Consider the following 19,464-nt stretch of genomic DNA (forward strand, 5'->3'; position numbering starts at 1 on the left):
GGTACTCCGGCTCACAGAACAGCAGAAAGACTCTGATCGCCTTTCATCTACCCGCTACAGCATGAGCGCGTGCTCCCCCGCCGCCAGCTCGCGGTCCTCGGCGCCGGGCGAGCGGACGACCGCGGTCGATCCCTCCGGGACCGTGACGGCGAGCTGGACGCCCTCGGCGGTGCGGTCCCAGCGCACGCGGGCGAGGCCGTGCGGGGTCTCGAGGGTCGACTCCGCCCACTGCAGCCGGTCGCCGGGCTGGGGGGCGACGAGGATGCGGGAGTAGCCGGGCTCGAGCGGGGCGAGGCCGCCGACGACGCGGTGCAGCCAGTCGGCGACGGCGCCCAGGGCGTAGTGGTTGAAGCTCGTCATCTCGCCGGGGTTGATGGTGCCGTCGGGGAGCATCGAGTCCCAGCGCTCCCAGATCGTGGTCGCACCCATGGTCACGGGGTAGAGCCACGACGGGCACTCGCGCTGCAGGAGGAGGCGGTAGGCGGCGTCGACGTGACCGGTCGACGACAGGGCGTCGGTGATGAACGGAGTGCCGGCGAAGCCCGTCGAGATCGTGTAGCCGCTCTCGGCCACGAGCTCCTCGAGCCGGTCGCCGGCCCAGCCGAGCTCGTCGTCGTCGAGGAGGCCGAAGACGATCGCGAGGGAGTAGACGGTCGTGCAGTCGCTGACGATCCGGCGGTCGGCGACGTACTGCGAGCGGAAACCCGTGCGCAGGCGCTCGGCCAGCTCGGCGAACTCGGCCCGCTCCTCCTCGAGGCCCAGCACCGCGGCGCTGTCGGCGACGATCCGGGCGGTGCGGTACGCGCAGGCCGTGGCGACGACTCCGGTGTCGGCCTTCGCGTCGGCGGGGTCGTCGGGTGCCGCGTCGGGGTCGAGCCAGTCGCCGAACTGGAAGCCGGTGTCCCAGACGTCGGTGCCCGAGAGCTTCGAGCGGACGCGGCGGGCGTGCGAAGCCATCGACGGGAACGACTCCTCGAGCACGGTCGGGTCGCCGTAGGCCTCCCAGACGGCCCACGGCACCCAGGCGGCCGCGTCGCTCCAGAGCGCGGTGGAGTCCATCGGCGGGAAGTCCGTGCCGGCGGCGCGGCGCTTGAGCACGTCCGGCACGACGAACGGCACGGCGCCGTCGTGATGGGTCTGCTCGAGGGCGAGGTCGCGCAGCCAGTCGCGGAGGAAGTCCTGCGCGTCGGCGAGGTACACGGCGGTCGGTGCGAACGCGGCGATGTCGCCGGTCCAGCCCAGGCGCTCGTCGCGCTGCGGGCAGTCGGTGGGGACGTCGAGGAAGTTGCCGACCATGCCGCGGTAGACGTTGTCGTGCAGCTGATTCACGAGCTCGTCGGAGCTGCGGAAGGTGCCGATGCGGCGCAGGTCGCTGCTCGCGACGACCGCGGCGAGGGCGCCGGGCTCGAGGGCGCCGGGCTCGAGGGCGCCGGGCCAGCCGTCGATCTCGGCGTAGCGGAAGCCGTGGAACGTCAGCGTCGGCTCGAACACGTCCTCGCCGCCCGAGAGCGTGAAGCGGTCGGTCGCCTTCGCCTCGCGCAGCGGGCGCACGCCCAGCTCGTCGTCCTCGAGGACCTCCGCGTGGCGCACCGTGACGACGGTCCCCTCCGGACCCTGCACCCGGACGCGCAGCCAGCCGACGAGGTTCTCGCCGAAGTCGACGAGGGTTCGGCCGGACGGGCTGGTCCAGATCCGCTGGGGCGCGACCTCGCGCAGGCGCCGGACCGGCGGGGCGAGGTACGGCTCGAGGAGCCTCAGGTCGACGTCGAGCTCGTGCACGCCCGACCAGCCGGAGTCGTCGAAGCCCGGACGGTTCCAGCCGTGCGGCTCGCGGCGGGCGTCGATGTCCTGGCCGTCGTAGATGCTGTCGGCGGTGGTCGCGCCCGCGCCGGCCCTCCAGCCCTCGCCCGTGGCGACGATCTGCTCGAACCCGTCGGCGAAGCGGAGGCGCAGCTCGGCGAAGCCCGCGATCTCGTCGCCGTAGGGCGCGGCTCCCTCGCCCCAGGTCAGGCGACCCCGGTACCAGCCGTCGCCCAGGGCGAGGCCGAGGGTCACGGAGTCGGTGCCGATCAGGGCGGTGACGTCGTGCTCGGAGTAGCGCAGGCGCCACTCGTAGCTGGTCCAGCCGGGCGTGAAGAGCTCGTCCGAGACGGGGACGCCGTCGATCCAGGCCTCGACGATCCCGAGCGCCGACAGCCGGAGGACGGCCGAGACGACGGCACCGTGGCCGGTCTCGAGCGCGGTCTCGCGGCGGAGGAGGGGCGCGCCGTCGAGGGCGTCGTCGGGGGCTGCGAAGCGGGCGGTCCAGTCGGTCATCGTCGTCCTTCTGTGGTGGTGGGGTCGTCGGTCGCGCCGACGAGCGGGGCGGAGGAGGAGCGGGCGCGCAGCACCGGCTCCACCTCGAAGTGCGTCGGCTCCGTCCGTCCGGCCAGACGCTCGAGGAGCAGCCGGACGGCCCGCTCGCCGAGGTCCTCGCCGGACTGGTCGATCGTCGTCAGGGAGATGCCCGGATGGGCGGCGACCTCGATGTCGTCGTAGCCGACGATCGAGAGCTGCTCGGCCGACAGGCCGGCGTCGGCGCGAGCCCAGAGGGCGTCGAGCGCGAGAGCGTCGTTGCCCGCGAACAGCGCGGTCGGACGATCTGGAGAGCGGAACAGCTCGAGCGAGCGGGCGTAGGCGTCGTCCTGGCCGGGCCCCAGATGGACGACCTCCGGCTCGAGTCCCGCTGCCCGCATCCGCTCCTCGTACCGGGCGAGACGGACGGCGTGCGGAGCGCCGAGGACGCGGCGGACGATGTCCTCGCTCACGGTCAGGTGCGCGATGCGCCGGTGGCCGAGTCCGAGCAGGTGGTCCATCAGCTGATCGGTGCCGGAGACGTCGTCGTTGGTGACGGTGTCGTAGCCGACGGAGTCGTCGTGCCGGCCGAGCATGACGATCGGGGTGTGCAGGGCGAGCTTCTCGAGCCACGACGGCTCGACCATCGGCGAGACGGCGATCAGGCCGTCGACCTGGCGGTCGACGAGCGCCTCGATCGCCCGGAAGCCCTCGCGGGAGTCGCTCTGGGCCGGGGCGACGATCAGCTGGTAGCGGCTGCCGTCGAGCGCGGCGGCGGCACCCGTGACGATGCGGTTGAAGAAGGAGTTGTCGAGCTGGGGCACCTCGACGCCGATGGTGAAGCTGGCACCGCGCATGGCCCTGGCGGCGACGCTGGGCCGGTAGCCGAGCTCGTCGATCGCCGCGGCGACTCGCTCGCGCATGGCGGGGCTCACTCCGTAGGCGTTGCGGATGACCTTCGAGACCGCTGCCCGCGAGACTCCGGCACGCAGCGCGACGTCCTGGATGGTGGCCGGTCCGCGGGGTCGTCCGTCGGTCGCGCTCATCGCGGTCCCCTCGTCGTGATGCTCGGCGGTCCTCCGCCGGACGGCTTCGGGAGCGACGCCGCGAACGCCACTGTAACGCGCGGAGCACGATTCTGTAGATCGGTCCACGAATTCGTGTAGATCGATTGACACGTTTCACGGCGCCGACGTATGTTCTCCCTGCGCGGCCCGCCGGACGGCCCTCCGGCCACTGCGGCCGACCGCCGCAGGGCACCCCGCAACAACGAAGTTGTCTTTACATGGAGGTAAAGGATGTCGACCCGACAGAACCGGCGAGCAGTGCTCGCCCTCGGCGCAGGAGGAGCGGCGCTCGCTCTCGCGCTCACCGGCTGCAGCACCGGCGGCGGCGATTCCGCCGACGGATCGACGCTGTCGATCCTCATCGACAACACGGAGCTCGCCGGCGCCCAGATGGACGCCCTGGTCACCGCCTACAAGGAGGTGAACCCCGACGTCACGATCGAGGTCGAGACCCGCCCCGCCGGCAGCGAGGGCGACAACGTCGTCAAGACCCGCCTGGCCACGGGCGAGATGGCCGACCTGTTCGGCTACAACTCCGGATCGCTGTTCCAGGCGCTGAACCCGGACCAGAACCTCGCCGACCTCTCGGACGTCGAGTGGAAGGACTCGCTGACCGAGGACTTCCAGCGCGTCGTCTCGACCGAGTCCGGCTTCTACGGCGCTCCGCTGGGCCAGTCCTTCGGCGGCGCGGTGCTCTACAACAAGGACGTGTACGCCGAGCTCGGCCTCTCGGTCCCGACGACGTGGGACGAGTTCCTCGCGAACAGCGAGGCGATCAAGGCCGCCGGCGACGTCGCCCCGATCGTGCAGACCTACGGCGACACCTGGACCTCGCAGCTCATGGTCCTCGGCGACTTCGCCAACGTCCTCGCCGAGAACCCGGACTGGGCCGACGAGTACACGGCCGGCGACGCGAAGTACGTCGACCAGCCCGCTCTGGCCGGTTTCGAGCACCTGCAGGAGGCCGGCGAGGCCGGGCTGTTCAACGAGGACTTCGCCTCGGCGACCTACGACGACGGCGTGCGGATGGTCGCCACCGGCGAGGGAGCGCAGTACCCGATGCTGACGTTCGCGTCGCAGCCCCTCGTTGCCAACTACCCCGACGCGGCGCAGACGGTCGGCACGTTCCCCCTCCCCGGCGAGTCGGCGGACTCGAACCCGCTCACCGTCTGGCAGCCCGGCGCGGTCTACGTCTCGAAGACCGTCGAGGGCGAGAAGCTCGAGGCGGCGAAGGACTTCCTCGCGTTCCTCGTCTCGCCCGAGAGCTGCGACATCCAGAGCGAGCAGACCGTCGTGCAGGGCCCGTACGTCATCGACGGCTGCGACCTCCCCGAGGACGTCCCCGCGATGATCTCGGACATGCAGCCCTACTTCGACAGCGGGGACACGGCGCCCGCGCTGGAGTTCCTCTCGCCCATCAAGGGACCTGCGCTCGAGCAGATCACCGTGGCCGTCGGCTCCGGGATCACCTCGGCCGCCGAGGGCGCCCAGCAGTACGACGACGACGTGACCAAGCAGGCCCAGCAGCTCGGCCTCGAGGGCTGGTGACCGGCGGGGCTCCGGCCCCGCACCCCGGGGGCGGCGCACGTCGCGCCGCCCCTCCCCCTTCCCGCCCGATCGACGGAGATCCGATGACCGCACTGACGCAGGAGCGCCCCACTCCGGCGAGCGCACCAGCCCCCGAGAAGCCCGCGCGGCGCAGGGCCATGAAGAGCCCGTACCCGACCTGGTTCTACCTGCCCGCCGGCGTCTTCTACGTGGTGTTGTTCCTCGTGCCGACCGCGGCCTCCCTCTACTTCTCGCTCACGCGCTGGACGCTGTTCGACTCGACCTTCATCGGCTTCGACAACTTCGTCGCGTTCTTCCAGGACCCGGCGCTCACGACCGGGTTCGTCAACACGTTCGTCTACGCGGCGATCACCTCGGGGCTCAAGATCGTCCTCGGGATGCTGCTGGGCCTGCTGCTCAGCTCGCAGATCATCGGCCGCGGATTCCTGCGCAGCGTCGTGTTCTTCCCGGTGCTGGTGTCGACGATCGGCATCGGCATCACCTTCAAGGTGCTCCTGGACCCGTTCGACGGCGTCGTGAACCAGGGGCTGGCAGCGCTCGGAGTGGCCGGCCCCGGCTGGCTGACGGATCCGCAGTGGGCCCTGTTCTCGGTCGCCCTGGTCGACGTCTGGAAGGGCGTCGGACTCGCGACGCTCATCTACATCGCGGGCATCGTCGCGATCCCGCAGGACTACTTCGAGGCGGCCCGCGTCGACGGCGCCGGCGCCTGGCACAACTTCCGGCACATCACTCTGCCGCTGCTGCGTCCCGCCACGGTCACCGTGATCCTCCTCTCGCTCATCGGCGGGCTGCGCTCGTTCGATCTGATCTGGGCGATGACGAAGGGCGGGCCGGGCTTCACGAGCGACGTGGTCGCGTCGGTCATCTACAAGCAGTACCAGGCGGGCTTCTACGGTCTCTCGACCGCCGGCAACGTGATCCTCTTCCTCGTCGTGGCGGCGCTGATCTTCCCGCTCTCGGCCTGGCTCAACCGGAAGGACAAGGAGCTGTGACCGCGACACCGATCACCCCCACTCCGCTCTCGACGACCCCTCTCGATCCTCCGGCCGCGAAGGTGCGGCAGCGCGGCGTCGGCCGCGGCTCGCGCCTCTGGCGCTGGGGCGGCGGCATCACCGCGATCGTCCTCGCCGTGATCGTCTTCATCGTGCCCTTCCTCTTCATCGTGCTGACCGCGTCCAAGACGCAGCAGGAGGCGTCGCTGCTCGGCTTCACGCTGCCGACGCAGTGGAACTTCGTCGAGAACCTGCAGGAGGTCGTCTCGGCGCGGAACTTCGTGCTGCTGCGGGCGTTCGTGAACAGCGCGGTGCTGACGATCGTGTCGGTCGCGATCATGGTGGTCCTGGCCGCGATGGTCGGCTACGTTCTCCAGCGCCGCCGGTCGAGGTGGAACCCGCTCGTCAACGGGTTCGTGCTCGCAGGCCTGATCATCCCTCCGGCGGTCGTGCCGACGATCTGGGTGCTGCAGGGCCTCGAGCTCTTCAAGACACTGCCCGGCCTGATCGCCGTGCACGTGGCCTTCGGCCTCTCGTTCTGCATCCTCCTGTTCCGCGCCTTCGTCTCGACGATCCCGCGCGAGCTCGACGAGGCCGCGACGATCGACGGAGCCGGACCGTTCCGCCTGTTCTTCACGGTGGTGCTGCCGCTGCTGAAGCCCGTGATCGTGACGGTGATCGTGGTGCAGGCGGTGACCGTGTTCAACGACTTCACCTACGCCCTGTACTTCCTGCCGGGCGACGAGAACGCCACCGTGCAGCTGACGCTGTACAACTTCTCGTCGCAGTCGGTGTCGTCGTGGAACCTGCTCTTCATGGACGTGCTGCTCATCACGATCCCGCCGCTGGTGATGTACATCTTCTTCAACCGCCAGATCGTCGCTGGCATGACCTCCGGAGCCGTGAAGGGCTGATCCGAGGACGGGGCCCGCCCTCCTGCGCGCCCCGTCACGGGCGCGGCGGCCCGTTCGGGGAGACCGGCTCGCGCGGGCCTGCCTGCGGGGTGACGCGCACGGTCGACAGGACCTCGATCTCCGACTCCGGGAGGTCGAGGAGCAGGGCGGCCGCCGCGCGGGCCACGGTGTCCACCTCGCTGACGGTGGACGCCCGCACCGCGGTGCCGAGCTCGGGGATGCGCACGAGCCACGTGCGCCCGTCGCGCTCCGCGACCGCGGCGAGGGTGCGGACCGTCACGGGCCGATCCCCTCCGCCCGCTCCGTCCGGCGGCCGAGGGATCGAGGGGATCCCGGGTCCGGCAGGTCCGCGGGCCCGACGAGACGGCGGAGCCACGCGGGTCGGCGCGAGCGGCGGAGCGCCCGCGCCCAGCGGACGTCGGTGCGCGCCTCCTGCCGCGGGTCGAGGCGGTGGAGCACACCGCCGCGCGACTCCTCGATCAGGACGAGGGAGGCGGGGACGAGGTGGAGCCGCCGGGGCGGCTCGCGGTCGGGGTGCGGGTGGCCGGCGCGGGTCCGCAGCAGCTGCTCCAGGCGCTCGGGGTCCGGAGCCGACCAGGTGCTGACACCGGTGAGTCCGCCGGGCAGGGCGAAGCGCTCCGTGACGTGGAGCGGGAGATCGGAGGGGGACGTCATGGACAGCGCCTTCTGGGTCGGGGCCCGCTGGAGACGGGGCGGTCTGAGAGGAAGAGGGTGCGGGTCCCCGCGCCGGTCGGCAGCGGGGACCCGCGGTCGCGTCAGGCGCGGCCGGACCTCGGACGGAGGCGTCGGACCAGCAGCAGGCCGCCGCCGGCCAGCAGCAGCGTCCCCGCGCCGAGCACGCCCGCTCCACCGGCGACACCGGTCGACGCGAGGGTCGCGGTGGTCGCGATCACCGTGGGGACCACCCCGATCGGCGGCACGACCACCTCGGCGCAGGACGCCGCGGTGTCATCGGCGCACGGGTTGCCCACGACGGTGGGCGCGAAGCCCTCGGGCAGATCGTCGATCGAGGCGCGGTTCGGGATCGTCCACGCGTCGACGCCGTCCGCGACGGTGCCGGTGACGCGGAACACGGTCGTCGCTCCCGGAGCGAGGTTCAGGCCCTCGACCGACAGGTCCCCCGACTCCGGGCCGCCGTCCTGCGAGATCGTCACGTCGGAGAGGTGCGCGAGCGTCGGCAGGTCGACGACCGTGAATCCTCCGGCCGGTCGATCGCCCGTGTTGCGGACCGCGATCTCGAAGCCGGCCCGACCGCCGTGCGCGACCGTCCCGGTCAGGGCGGTCTTGACGATCTCGAGCCGGCCCTCGAGGGGCGGCACCGGGATCTCGGCGCAGGAGGCGGTGGGCTCGTCGGCGCAGGCGTTCTCGACGAGGGGAGGCTCGAAGCCGGTCGGCTGCTCGGTGATCGTCGCGCGGTTGCGCACCGTGAGCGCGTCGTAGCCGTCGGCCACCCGGCCGCTGACGTGCAGGGCGACCTGCCCGCCCGCCGGGATGCTGAGTCCCGTGACCGGCTCGGTCGCGGGCTGCACTCCTCCGGCGCCGTCCTCGATCGTCGCGTCCAGGAGGTGTTCGAGAGCAGGCACGTCGGTGACCGTCACTCCGGACGCGTCGACGGTGCCGGAGTTGCCCACGACGACGTCGAAGCCCGCCGCGCCGCCGTGCTCGGCCGACGGCTGCGAGGCCGTCTTGCGGAGCCACAGCCGGGCCTCGCCCACCGTGTGCGGCACCGTCGCGCAGGGGTTCGCATCGGTGCCGACGGTCGACTCGGAGGGCTGGAAGGGCGCCGATGCGAGGCAGGCCGTGTTGACGAGCGAGCGGTCCCCGTCTCCGCCGACGTGGAGGACGACGTCGAAGAGGAGCTCCGCGACCGTGCCCACCGGCAGGGTCCCCGCCGCCCAGGTGATCCGCCCGGTCGCGGGATCGACCGCCGCCGAGCCGTGCGAGGTGCGGATCGAGGCCTCGTCCAGATCGGCGTCGTCGAGCACCCCCTCGTCGAGGAAGTCCACGGCCGAGGCGTCCACCGCGTCGCCGGTGCCGTCGGAGGTCAGGGTCACCCGGTAGGGCACCCGGGCTCCGGGGGTCAGCGGCGCGTCCGAGGCGACCGACGAGGTCTTGCCGATCGTGACGTGCGGGGCCAGCGCCCCGAGGCCCGCCTCGGCGGACGTCCCGTCGGCTCCGTAGGCCCAGTCGTCGATGGCGCGCAGGTCCCCGTAGGACCCGTGCACGGAGTCGTTCGCGTTGGGCGTCCGGTCCTGGTCGGTGTCGTCGCTGCGCCAGCGGTGCACCCCTGCGCTCGAGTCGACCCCCTCGGCGCCGGAGGAGACGCGCGAGGTGACGGAGTAGCGCTCGGAGTTCGATTCCTCGAGCAGCGAGTCGTCCCAGTGGATCGCCGCGGGATCGCCGCCGCCGCCGGTGGAGCGCACGATCGATACGCCGCCGACCGAGGTCTCGGCGTCGACCCGGGTGAAGTGGAACTCGTTGGTACGGCCGATCGCGGCCCGGAACCGGACGTCGGGGTCGGTCGTGTCGACGGCGTCGCCGCGGCCGTCCAGGCCGTCCCATGCGACGGCGAAGGGCCCGGGCGCGGCGACGATCTCGGTCAGGTGGACGTCGCGCTCGCCGTCCCAGCGGCCGTCGCCGTCGGCGTCGATGTCGACTCCGACCGTGCCGGGCTGGGTGCCGAGCACTCCGGTCAGCGAGCCGGCGTTCGAACCCGAGCCGGAGCGCCGGTAGGCGAGGTCGGCGATGGTGGGCGCGGCGTAGGCGGGCGCGATCGAGGCGGGCAGATCGGCCGAGGGAGGATCGAGGAACAGCTTGTACGTCTGCAGTCCGTCGACTCCCGTGCGGCCCGACGGCTGGAGGTACTGCTCTCCGATACCTCCCGCCTCGGTCGACTGCGGCATCGGCACCGAGAGGTAGGAGGGATCGGAGGAGCCGACCCGCACGTTGCCCTTGTTCGTCGCCTGGAGCGTGGACGCGACTCCGTCGTAGTCGCGCAGCGTCATGTCGTAGCGCGCCCCCGTCTCGGTGACGGCGTGCAGCGTGAAAGTGGAGCGCCGGTCCTCGGCGCGCGGATAACTCTCGCGCGCTCCGGACTGGATCCCGTAGGACGTCGACCAGACCCGGCCCGCGATCGCCTCCCCCTCAGCCGACGAGACGCCGATGCTCCAGACGAGGTTGACCGGCGCGGTCACGTCGTCGTCGGTCACGCTCACCCGGAAGACGCCGGTCGCGTCGGCGACGAAGGATCCGCCCGCGGCGGTGCTCGGCGGCGCCCCGCGCGGGAACACCTGCGCGTCGAGCACGGTGCCGTCGGGCGCGGTGACCGCCGCGGTCCCTCCGCCGCTCTCCCCCTCGCCCGACCCCGAGCCGCCCTTCAGCGGATGCAGGTCGACCTGCAGCACCTCGCCCGCGCGCAGCCAGGCCGAGACGGTCGTGACGCCCCCGTTGGTCGCTCCGCCGTGCAGCAGGGTGTTGTCGAGCGTGGTCCGCGGAGGGTCGCCCGCCGCCGCCGCGGGCAGCGCCAGGGCTCCCCCGCCGAGCAGTCCGCCGACGAGCGCGCAGCCCGTCGCCGCGGTGACCGCCGCCCGGAGGCCGCCCCTCCGACGATCAGCCGGCCCCGATCGTTCCGTTCGACTCATCCGTAGTCCTCTCCTCAGCCGCTCGTGCGCATCCGCGCCGGCGACGGTCCGCTTCAGCCCCGTGCGAGGAGAGTAGTGACCATCTGGATGTGGGCCGCGGGCGGGCGCGGGACACTGTGGAGAACTCACCGGACGAGATCGTGGGGAGGAGGGATCGCCGTCGGAGGATCGTCCAGGTCACCCCGCCATTCCCCCGGGCACCCCACCTCCCTACCCTCGGGGCATGGGATCCACCGCCGCCTCCTCCCCCCTCCTCGCCGCGCCCGCCGAGGCCGCCGCCGTGCTCGCCGAGGGCGGTGCCGCTGTCTGGGAGACCGCGCTGATCCTGTCCACCTACGCGCCGGAGGAGCCCAGCCGCCTGCCGATGTTCCTCGACCGCCGCGTCTACCAGGGCTCCAGCGGCCGGGTGTACCCGCTGCCGTTCATCGACCGGATCGCGCCCGAGCCGGTCGACCGCGAATGGCGGGCCGTCGTGCTCGAGAACGAGTTCGTGCAGGTCGTGGTCCTCCCGGATCTCGGCGGACGCATCCATTCGGGCCGCGACAAGACCACCGGCTACGACTTCTTCTACCGCAACTCCGTCATCAAGCCGGCCCTCGTGGGCCTCGCCGGACCCTGGGTCAGCGGCGGCGTCGAGTTCAACTGGCCGCAGCACCACCGCCCCGGCACCTTCCTGCCCACCGACCACGAGATCGGGCGCGACGAGGACGGCTCCGTGGTCGTCTGGTGCGGCGACCACGACCCGCTCAGCCGCATGAAGGGGCTGCACGGAGTGCGCCTGCGACCCGGCTCGAGCCTCGTCGAGCTGGACGTGCGGCTGCACAACCGCACCCGCGAGCGCCGCACCTTCCTCTGGTGGGCGAACGTCGCCGCCCGGGTCCACGACGACTACCAGTCCTTCTTCCCGCGCGACGTGCAGCACGTCGCCGATCACGCACGGCGCGCCATCACCGCGTTCCCCGCGGCCGACCGCCCGTACTACGGAGTCGACTACCCCGCCCGGGCCGAGCAGGATCCGGGAGCGGACCGCCTCGACTTCTACCGCAGCATCCCGGTCCCCACCTCCTACATGGTCGTCCGCACCGAGGACTCCTTCTTCGGCGGCTACGACCACCGCGCCGGCGCGGGCTTCGTGCACTGGGCCGACCGCCGCGTCGCGCCCGGCAAGAAGCAGTGGACCTGGGGGGACGCGCCGTTCGGGCATGCCTGGGACGCGCAGCTGACCGACTCCGACGGCCCCTACGTCGAACTCATGGCCGGAGTCTTCACCGACAACCAGCCCGACTTCTCGTGGCTGATGCCGGGCGAGACGAAGACGTTCACGCAGTACTGGTACCCGATCAGCGGCATCGGAGTCGCGCACCAGGCGACCCGCGAGACGGCGGTGCACCTCGACGTCGAGGGCGGCCGCATCCGGATCGGAGTCGCGACGACGCGGCGGCACCCGGCCGCGACCGTCCAGCTCCTCGACGACGGCGCCGTCCTGCGCGAGTGGACCGTCGACCTCGGACCGGGCGCTCCGCTGGTCGCGGACGTCCCCACCTCCCGGACCGATCCGGCGGGACTCGCGGTCATCGTCCGCGCCGGCGGAGCGACCCTGCTCGCCTACGAGGTGCCCGCGAGGGTGCAGCAGGAGGAGCCGGAGACGGCCACCGAGCCGCCGTCGCCGCGGGAGACCGCCTCCGTCGACGAGCTGTACCTCACGGGCGTGCACCTCGCGCAGTACCGGCACCCGACCCGCTCGCCGCTGCCCTACTGGCGCGAGGCCCTACGGCGCGATCCCGGGGACGCGCGCGTCCACCTCGCGCTCGCCGAGCACGCGTACGGCCGCGGTGAGTACGACGTGGCGCTCGAGCACTGCGACGGGTCGCTCCGCCGCCTCACCGCGCACAACGGCAACCCCGCCGACACCGAGGCGCTGCACCTGCGCGGGCTGGTCCTCGTGCGCCTGGGCCGCCGGCGCGAGGCCGCCGCCGCGTTCGGCAAGGCCGCGTGGGACGGCAAGTGGGCGCACGCCGCGCTCGTCGAGAGCGCGTGCCTCCTCGCGGCCGACGGCGACCACTCCGCAGCCCTCGACGACCTGCGGACCGCGCTGCGCCTGGACACCGACGACCTCCGCGCCCGCGCGCTCGCCGTCGTCTGCCTCCGCGCCCTCGGGCGTGCGGAGGAGGCGGCGCGGCTGCTCGGCGAGACCCTCGCGCTCGATCCGCTCGACCAGCTCGCCCGGACCCTCGACGGACGCGACCCCGCCGATCCGTTCGCGCGGATCGACGCGGCCCTCGACCTCGCCTCGTTCGGCGAGACGGCCGAGGCGGAGCGACTGCTCGCGTCGGTCCTGCACGGTGCACCCGCTCCGGAGGGGGCGGGCAGCGCCGCCGCACCCGCCGGCTACCTGCTCGCCCACCTCCTCGAGCGGCAGGGCCGACGCGATGACGCCGCCGCCGTCCGTCGCGACGCCGCCTCGGTCGACGCCGTCCGGGCGTTCCCCGCGGGCCTCGACGCGCACGACGCGCTCGTCGCGGCCGTCGCCGCCGATCCCGCCGACACCCGCGCGCACGCGCTCCTCGGGATGCTGCTCTACGACGCCGGACGCCGCGGGGAGGCCGCCGAGCACTGGCGACGCGCGATCGCCGGCGGCAGCACCGACGCGGTCACCCACCGCAACGCCGGCCTCGCCGCCTACAACGACTCCGGCGACGACGACGCGGCGTGGTCGGCCTACCTGCGCGCCCGCGAGCTCGCTCCCGACGACGCCCGGATCCTCTACGAGCTCGACCAGCTCGCCGCGCGCCTCGGCCACGACGACCGGCTCGCCCGCCTCGAGAGCGAGCTGCCGCTCGTGCTCTCACGCGACGACCTCACCGTCGGGTACGCCGAGCTGCTCACCGCCGCGGGACGGGCCGCGGAGGCGCTCGACCTGCTCGAATCGCGCCCGTTCCAGCCCTGGGAGGGAGGCGAGGGACGCGCGCTCGCGGCCTGGGACGCGGCACGCGCGGCCCTCGGACTGCCGCTCGGCACCCCTCCCACATCGCTCGGCGAGGCGCGCCCCGCCTTCACCGCACCGGCGGCCGTGCGCGAGGACGGATCGACCGACTACTTCACGACGAGCCTGCCCGAGCTGCTGCTGTTCCACCGGGAGTGACGGACGGCCGCTCCCGGTGCGAGCTCACTCCCCCGTGAAGAGCGCGTTGCACTCGAGCTGCAGCGCGACGTCGTCCCACATCGGGTGCTGCGGAGCCGCGTTCGAGCAGACGATCGAGCCCCAGGCGCCGACGCGCCGCGACTCCGTCATCGCGAGACGGCAGTACTCGGCGCCGATCGCACCCTCCTCGAAGCGGCCCTCGAGCGGCGTGTAGCCGACCCAGCCCTCGCCGAAGACGAGCGGGACGCCCCGCAGCGCCGCGTGATCGGCCGCGACCGCGATCCACTGCCGCAGCGTCGAGCGCATCTCGAGGTGGTGCCGGGCGTAGTGCTCCTCGAGCCAGCGGTCGATGGCGGAGGCGTCGCCCCAGTCGTGCGCGTAGACCTCGCCGCGGCCCACGATCGTGGCCGTCAGCTTCCACTGCGACTCGGGCGGCAGGGTCCACTCGGCTATCGGAGGGGCGCCCTCGAGCAGGAACGCCCGCTCGGCGCGCTCCTGCTCGAACCCCTCGAGGGGTCCGCGCAGGCCGAACTCGCTGATCATCTCGTTCAGCACGCCGTAGATGTAGGGATGGAGGGCCAGCACGTCCGAGTTCCACGGGATCCCGCGCATCCCGCCGACGGGCACGTGCGCGTAGTTCACGGCGCACGGCAGCCCGGGCGCGAGCTCGTGGAACCGGTCGATCCCCCGGGTCAGGCGCGGAGTGAGGGCGACGGTCGCCGCGTCGATGTCCGTCAGGTCGACGTCCAGCCCGTCGGTGAGGTGCCCCGCCTGCACCTCGTTGTGCAGCTCGACGTAGGCGATCCGGTCGTCGAGACCGTGCTCGGCGACGAACGCGACCAGCGCGGCCTGCGCCTCGGCGAGCCGCTCGGCCCGCTCCTCCGGCGCCACGGCCGTCAGGGCGTCGAACCAGTCGCGCTCGAGGGCGAAGGACGAGGACTGCTGGTACTCCCACGACGAGACGATCACGAACACGCCGTGCCGTCGCGCGGCCTCGAACAGGGCGAGCAGGTGCGCGCGGCCGTCGATCACCGTCTCCTGCTGCACGTCGTACCAGCGCACGCGCTGCCCGTAGGCGCCGCCGAGCGGGCCCAGCCGGAGCGCGCGCGTGTCGAGGCCGGAGCCGAAGAGGAGGAACGGCATCGCGCAGATGCGGATCGTGTTGTACCCGCGCTCGACGGCGCCCGCGAAGGCCGCGTCGAGGTCCTCGAACGGCTCGCCGGGGCCGGTGCGGACGTACCAGGAGAAGTCCCAGAGGGTTATCGTCAGCCTCTCGGGCAGATGGGCGGGCAGCGGGACCGGGACGTAGCGGGAGTCGGGGTAGAGGGGTGCGCGGTTCCGGACTGCGGGGTTCTGGGCTGCGGGGTTCTGGGCTGCAGGGTTCTGGGCTGCGGAGTTCTGGGCCGTCATCGCGCCAGCCTAGGCAGAGCCCCGCGCCGATCCCATGGCGGATCCGACGGACCAGCTGGACGATCCTCCGTTCCTCGTACACTCGACGACGTGGCGATGACGGACGGCTTCCTCGGGCAGAGACTGCGAGTGCTCCCGGCTCCGCTGGCGCAGAGGGCCCTCACCGAGCCGATCACCGACCGGCTCCTCGTGACCGATGCTGGACACTTCCCGCATGCGGCGTCCCACAGCCGGAGTCGCCCCCACGGCGCGGACGAGGCGATCGTGATCCTGTGCACGGCCGGCCGTGGCGCGGTCCACGCGGGCGGAGCGACGACGGTGGTGTCGTCCGGGCAGGCCGTCGTGCTGCCCGCCGGCACCCCGCACCGCTACGGCGCCGACCCCGCCGAGCCGTGGTCGGTCTGGTGGCTGCACGTGCGCGGCGCCGACGTGCCCGCGCTGGTCTCGGCCGCTCTCGGCGACGCCACCGGCCCGGTCGTGCCGGTCGGTGACGCCTTCGCCGCCAAGGCCCTGATCGAGCAGGCCGTCCTCGCGCTCGAGCGCGACGAGACCGCCGCGAGCCTCTACTCGGCGAGCGGAGCGGCGTTCCACCTCCTCGCGCAGCTCGCCGCCGACCGCTCCCGCGGCCCCGTCGAGTCCGGCGACCGCATCCGCCTGGCGCAGGAGCACCTCCGCGAGCACTTCGCGTCGCCGACCAGCATCACCGAGCTCGCCGCCCTCGCCGGCCTCAGCCCCTCGCACTTCTCGGCCCTGTTCACCCGCGCGACGGGCCTCGGAGCCGTGGAGTACGTGAAGCGGCTGCGCAGCGCCCGCGCCCGCGAGCTGCTGATCACCACCGACGACACCGTCGCCGAGATCGCCCAGGCGGTCGGCTACTCCGACGCCTTCTACTTCTCGCGCCAGTTCCGCGCCGTGAACGGCACGAGCCCGTCGCAGTACCGGGCGGACCACCGCGCTCAGGCCTGAGCGCACCGGGGCGGCCGATCCGTCGCGAACGGCAGTCCCATGACCTGGACACCGGGCCGGGGTCGGCCTACTCTGCCCCCGTCGGCGAATCCCCGCCGTCGCGGTCGGAGAAGCGGACCGCATGATCCGCCTGTCGCTCCGCCCGCACCCCGAGTGCAAAGGAGCATCTCGTGAACAAACGCCTCCTCGTCGCAGCGACAGCAGCCGTCGCCGTCACCACCCTCGGCCTCGCGCCCACCGCGCAGGCCGCTCCCTCCCCCCTCTCCTTCGTCTCCGTCACCGACCGGGCCACCGGTCTGTTCTCTCCGCTGAGCTTCGCCGTCGACGCCCGCGGCACCGCCTTCGTCGCGCAGAACTTCGCCGGCCTCCTCACCCGCGTCGCCCCCGACGGCACCACCTCGGTCGCCGCGTCCGCCCCGGGCTCCGAGATCGGGGCCGTCTCGGTCAGGGGCTCCACCGTCTACTACACCGAGGGGATACAGGAGGAGGGGACGGCGCTCCTGCGCTCCGTGCCGACCGGAGGCGGTTCGCCCACGACCCTCGCCGACCTCGGCGAGCACGAGGCCACCGCGAACCCGGACGCCGGCAACACCTACGGCTTCGTGGACCTGCCGGCCGAGTGCGCCGCCCAGGTCGATCCGTCGGTCGCGGGCCCCGCCTCCTACTCCGGAGTCGTGGACGTGCACCCCTACGCCTCCGCCGCGACGAGCGCGGGCGTGTACGTCGCCGACGCCGCCGGCAACGCGATCGTGAAGGTCGCGCCCGGAGGGGACATCTCGACCGTGGCCGTCCTGCCGCCGACCGCGCCCGTCACGATCACCGCCGAGACCGCCGCCGCCTTCGGCTTCCCCGCCTGCAGCGCCGGCTACGGCTACTCCTTCGAGCCCGTCCCGACCGACATCGAGGTCGGCCCCGGAGGCTGGCTGTACGTCACCTCGCTGCCCGGCGGCCCCGAGGACCCGAGCCTCGGCGCCCGCGGCTCGGTCCTGAAGATCCACCCCGGCACCGGCGAGATCCGCACGGTGGCGAAGGGCCTGATCAGCGCGACCGGCCTGGCCGTCGACCGCCTCACCGGCACGATCGCCGTGACCGAGCTGTTCGGAGGACCGCAGGGCTCCGGCCGCGTCGCCCTGATCCTGCCGCGCACCTCGACGCCGGTCACGGGACTCGCCGTGACGTCGCCGGCCGCGATCGAGCTGCGCGACGGCGCCCTGTACGTCGCCCGCAACGCCTTAGTGCTCTCGCCGGACGGCGCTCCGCAGGCGGTCGGCACCCTGACCGTCGCGAGACTGAAAGGTCTGGGCGCGCGCATGACCGCGGTCGACTGAGCGCCGTGCGGGCGGAGGAGCAGCACCCTCCTCCGCCCGCACGCCGATTCGCGGAGGGGCCCGCCGGCGTGTATAGTCGTACCTCGTTGCGTGCGCCCCCCGGGGTCACGCGATGGACTGCGCCCGTAGCTCAACGGATAGAGCATCTGACTACGGATCAGAAGGTTGGGGGTTCGAATCCCTCCGGGCGCACTCGGAATCCAGACCACTCGGTGGTTCGGAGCCACCGAGTACTGGTTGAGACAGTGCCACTCGCGAGAGTGCTGGAAGGCCCGCTTCGGCGGGCCTTTCGTGGTTGAGCGGCCCGCTTCGGCGGGCCTTCCGTGTTTCCGGGCGTACGTGACGACTGACCGCAATGAAGCCGATCGTTCACCCTGGTCGGTGACGATCTCCTCGTGTCTGCTCGACGGTCTCCGAGGGTGCCCGTGCTGATGGTCGGCGCCGCGGCGATCGCAGTCGTGGGGCTGGCATTCGTTCTCGACGGGGTCGCGCTGGCGTGCAACGAGCCGATCCCTCCGCAGTGCACCGGCTTCGCCGTCCCTTGGCCGGACCTGTCCGTCGCGGCGCTGGCGACACTCGCCCTGGCGGCTGCCACCTCCGCGATCCCCGAACGCGCCTACGAGCGGTGGAGATACGCCCTCCTGGTCAGCATGGGAGTGGGGATCATCGCGTGCTGCATCCTCGTGGTGCGCACGGGATCGGTTCCCGCCGACCGCTACTACGAGACGACCAGCGCGGCTCGGGTTCCCGGTCGTCTCGTCGGCAGTGCATGACGCCGGTCATGAGGACCGACTCCGATCCCGAGCAGGTCGTGAACGCTGCCACGACGGACGGCCGCACGAAGTCCGACCGCTCCTCCGCCTCCATTCCCCAGGCGCCAGCCAGGGGCTTCTGTACAGCGTCTGGTTCAGAAACGCGCTGAGTGCGTTGCCTCGCGCAAAGGCTGCCATCGTCGTGTCTCGACGAAACGCCAGGAACGTGCCGGAGGACGGAGAAGTCCTGCGCCAACACCGCGACGCTCGACCGGCGCCTCCGCAACGCGACCGATCGGGCCACGCGAGGGTCCCTTTTCGATTCGACTATTCAAGAGGGGAAGCCGACTTCAGCAAGCCGCGCGACACCGAAGGAACGTCGGACGCACCCCGACCCTTCGGCGCGCACCGGTACCGCTGGTCACCGGCTCACCCACGGGTTCGGTAGGCCTCGGCACCTTCGATCCTCGATATCGAGACTCGCATTTGCGAATCGAGCATCAGGACACTTCGTCGACTGCCCGATTGAGTGACGGGCGACTAGGGTGTCTTCATCGGTGAGGTCAAGCCCTTTGGACTCGTAACGGAAGGGCAGTACCACTGCCCCCGAAAGCGCAAAAGGAGCAGCACATTGAAAAGAATCATTGTAGACCCCGAAACGCAGGTCGAATGGCCGATTCCGGCCTTCTCGACGGAAACGTTGACGAAGGCCCGTATGGAGAACGCGCGAAATGGCAACTTGCTAAATGTAATCGTGGGCCCTGAGCATGGCCTCAAATACGCGGTTTGGGTCGACGACCATGCTCTGGTCGATCCAGAGGAATTAGGAATTTCCGCAGAATTAGCGAACGCTCTCAGGCGATGGCAATCCGAATGGAGCACCGATCAGCATTCGCTACGAGAGTCCAGTTGGGTACTCGAGGGAGAGCGAATTCTCCAAGAGATGGAAGCGTTGCTCTGGCCGATAGGTATTGTCGAGCGCGCATTCTAGATGTTTGCGGCCACTCGAACCTGCGACCGCAAACATCTCGAACAAGGAGCTAGCTCGGGTAGCACGTACTTCTCGGCTGGGGGTAAGTGGTGAGGAGGCGATCGTTCGTATTTGACCAGATCACCAGATCTAGATAAGAGTAGACGATCTCTCCGGTGTTCATGTTGACGAAAATGATCTCGGTCACGCCACAAGTCTTCTTGTTGACGGGGTTCACCGCACGGTACTCGGGCCAGGTGATGACGTTCCCAGCGGACGCAGCCATCAGATCATCCCACGATTCGACACCCTGTGCTTCGGCGTCCCAGCCGGCGGCGCGCGCACCATCCAATTTGGC

The 19,464-nt window shown here is 71.7% G+C and carries 15 protein-coding genes and 1 tRNA gene; 9 read left to right on the top strand and 7 right to left on the bottom strand.

All coding sequences use genetic code 11. From position 1 onward, the window contains the following. Nucleotides 1-54: 54 nt before the first annotated feature. Together C1I63_RS01695 and C1I63_RS01700 are read right to left on the bottom strand one after the other, a co-directional pair. Nucleotides 55-2,316 (bottom strand): alpha-L-rhamnosidase, encoded by a 2,262-nt coding sequence (locus C1I63_RS01695; protein WP_107573528.1) that lies wholly within the window; start codon nucleotides 2,314-2,316, stop codon nucleotides 55-57. Continuing rightward, nucleotides 2,313-3,380, bottom strand: coding sequence for a LacI family DNA-binding transcriptional regulator (locus tag C1I63_RS01700; RefSeq protein ID WP_107573529.1), 1,068 nt, complete (start codon nucleotides 3,378-3,380; stop codon nucleotides 2,313-2,315). The genes C1I63_RS01695 and C1I63_RS01700 overlap by 4 nt, the downstream gene beginning before the upstream one ends. Nucleotides 3,381-3,632: 252 nt before the next feature. Here C1I63_RS01700 and C1I63_RS01705 point away from each other — a divergent pair, with 252 nt between their 5' ends. The 3 genes from C1I63_RS01705 to C1I63_RS01715 all read left to right on the top strand — a co-directional run bounded on the left by C1I63_RS01705 (nucleotide 3,633) and on the right by C1I63_RS01715 (nucleotide 6,876). After that, the gene (locus tag C1I63_RS01705; protein WP_055790175.1) at nucleotides 3,633-4,949 is read left to right on the top strand and encodes an ABC transporter substrate-binding protein; all 1,317 of its coding nucleotides are present in this window, start codon (nucleotides 3,633-3,635) and stop codon (nucleotides 4,947-4,949) included. Nucleotides 4,950-5,032: 83 nt separating this feature from the next. Next, complete coding sequence (locus C1I63_RS01710) at nucleotides 5,033-5,962, top strand: carbohydrate ABC transporter permease (RefSeq protein ID WP_107573530.1); 930 nt, start codon at nucleotides 5,033-5,035, stop codon at nucleotides 5,960-5,962. Between the two features lie 116 nt (nucleotides 5,963-6,078). Continuing rightward, the gene (locus tag C1I63_RS01715) at nucleotides 6,079-6,876 is read left to right on the top strand and encodes a carbohydrate ABC transporter permease (RefSeq protein WP_235576995.1); all 798 of its coding nucleotides are present in this window, start codon (nucleotides 6,079-6,081) and stop codon (nucleotides 6,874-6,876) included. A gap of 34 nt (nucleotides 6,877-6,910) precedes the next feature. On the opposite strand, the gene C1I63_RS01720 is transcribed toward C1I63_RS01715, so the two are convergent. The 3 genes from C1I63_RS01720 to C1I63_RS01730 form a co-directional block, all read right to left on the bottom strand. Further along, on the bottom strand, nucleotides 6,911-7,156 hold the full coding sequence (locus C1I63_RS01720) for a hypothetical protein (protein ID WP_107573531.1): 246 nt from the start codon (nucleotides 7,154-7,156) through the stop codon (nucleotides 6,911-6,913). Then, nucleotides 7,153-7,551 carry a hypothetical protein gene (locus tag C1I63_RS01725; protein WP_055790168.1) on the bottom strand — a complete coding sequence of 133 codons (399 nt, stop codon included), beginning with the start codon at nucleotides 7,549-7,551 and terminating at the stop codon, nucleotides 7,153-7,155. The genes C1I63_RS01720 and C1I63_RS01725 overlap by 4 nt, the downstream gene beginning before the upstream one ends. A gap of 101 nt (nucleotides 7,552-7,652) precedes the next feature. Further along, nucleotides 7,653-10,538, bottom strand: coding sequence for a DUF7927 domain-containing protein (locus C1I63_RS01730; protein WP_107573532.1), 2,886 nt, complete (start codon nucleotides 10,536-10,538; stop codon nucleotides 7,653-7,655). Between the two features lie 223 nt (nucleotides 10,539-10,761). Here C1I63_RS01730 and C1I63_RS01735 point away from each other — a divergent pair, with 223 nt between their 5' ends. Further along, on the top strand, nucleotides 10,762-13,680 hold the full coding sequence (locus C1I63_RS01735) for a DUF5107 domain-containing protein (protein WP_107573533.1): 2,919 nt from the start codon (nucleotides 10,762-10,764) through the stop codon (nucleotides 13,678-13,680). A gap of 24 nt (nucleotides 13,681-13,704) precedes the next feature. Here C1I63_RS01735 and C1I63_RS01740 read toward each other — a convergent pair whose 3' ends face one another. Next, nucleotides 13,705-15,090 (bottom strand): cellulase-like family protein, encoded by a 1,386-nt coding sequence (locus C1I63_RS01740; RefSeq protein WP_107573534.1) that lies wholly within the window; start codon nucleotides 15,088-15,090, stop codon nucleotides 13,705-13,707. A 96-nt stretch (nucleotides 15,091-15,186) separates the two neighbouring features. On the opposite strand from C1I63_RS01740, the gene C1I63_RS01745 reads away from it, so the two are divergent. The 5 genes from C1I63_RS01745 (at nucleotide 15,187) to C1I63_RS19335 (ending at nucleotide 19,127) form a co-directional block, all read left to right on the top strand. Beyond that, complete coding sequence (locus C1I63_RS01745) at nucleotides 15,187-16,056, top strand: AraC family transcriptional regulator (RefSeq protein ID WP_107573535.1); 870 nt, start codon at nucleotides 15,187-15,189, stop codon at nucleotides 16,054-16,056. Between the two features lie 170 nt (nucleotides 16,057-16,226). Then, nucleotides 16,227-17,384 (top strand): ScyD/ScyE family protein, encoded by a 1,158-nt coding sequence (locus C1I63_RS01750; protein ID WP_107573536.1) that lies wholly within the window; start codon nucleotides 16,227-16,229, stop codon nucleotides 17,382-17,384. A 119-nt stretch (nucleotides 17,385-17,503) separates the two neighbouring features. Further along, nucleotides 17,504-17,576 (top strand) — tRNA-Arg (locus C1I63_RS01755). 203 nt (nucleotides 17,577-17,779) lie between these two features. Next, nucleotides 17,780-18,157 carry a hypothetical protein gene (locus C1I63_RS01760; protein WP_146168336.1) on the top strand — a complete coding sequence of 126 codons (378 nt, stop codon included), beginning with the start codon at nucleotides 17,780-17,782 and terminating at the stop codon, nucleotides 18,155-18,157. Nucleotides 18,158-18,767: 610 nt separating this feature from the next. Further along, nucleotides 18,768-19,127: a hypothetical protein gene (locus C1I63_RS19335; RefSeq protein WP_146168337.1), complete on the top strand. Its 360-nt coding sequence runs from the start codon at nucleotides 18,768-18,770 to the stop codon at nucleotides 19,125-19,127. A gap of 49 nt (nucleotides 19,128-19,176) precedes the next feature. Here C1I63_RS19335 and C1I63_RS19340 read toward each other — a convergent pair whose 3' ends face one another. Continuing rightward, nucleotides 19,177-19,458: a hypothetical protein gene (locus tag C1I63_RS19340; RefSeq protein WP_146168338.1), complete on the bottom strand. Its 282-nt coding sequence runs from the start codon at nucleotides 19,456-19,458 to the stop codon at nucleotides 19,177-19,179. Nucleotides 19,459-19,464: the final 6 nt, after the last annotated feature.

It is taken from the genome of Rathayibacter caricis DSM 15933 (genome assembly GCF_003044275.1).
Lineage (GTDB): Bacteria > Actinomycetota > Actinomycetes > Actinomycetales > Microbacteriaceae > Rathayibacter > Rathayibacter caricis.

Excerpts from the sequence above, each read along its gene's own strand:
- C1I63_RS01695 (WP_107573528.1), bottom strand. The coding sequence starts at position 2,316 with ATGACCGACTGGACCGCCCGCTTCGCAGCCCCCGACGACGCCCTCGAC.
- C1I63_RS01700 (WP_107573529.1), bottom strand. The coding sequence starts at position 3,380 with ATGAGCGCGACCGACGGACGACCCCGCGGACCGGCCACCATCCAGGAC.
- C1I63_RS01705 (WP_055790175.1), top strand. The coding sequence starts at position 3,633 with ATGTCGACCCGACAGAACCGGCGAGCAGTGCTCGCCCTCGGCGCAGGA.
- C1I63_RS01710 (WP_107573530.1), top strand. The coding sequence starts at position 5,033 with ATGACCGCACTGACGCAGGAGCGCCCCACTCCGGCGAGCGCACCAGCC.
- C1I63_RS01725 (WP_055790168.1), bottom strand. The coding sequence starts at position 7,551 with ATGACGTCCCCCTCCGATCTCCCGCTCCACGTCACGGAGCGCTTCGCC.
- C1I63_RS01730 (WP_107573532.1), bottom strand. The coding sequence starts at position 10,538 with ATGAGTCGAACGGAACGATCGGGGCCGGCTGATCGTCGGAGGGGCGGC.
- C1I63_RS01735 (WP_107573533.1), top strand. The coding sequence starts at position 10,762 with ATGGGATCCACCGCCGCCTCCTCCCCCCTCCTCGCCGCGCCCGCCGAG.
- C1I63_RS01740 (WP_107573534.1), bottom strand. The coding sequence starts at position 15,090 with ATGACGGCCCAGAACTCCGCAGCCCAGAACCCTGCAGCCCAGAACCCC.
- C1I63_RS01745 (WP_107573535.1), top strand. The coding sequence starts at position 15,187 with ATGACGGACGGCTTCCTCGGGCAGAGACTGCGAGTGCTCCCGGCTCCG.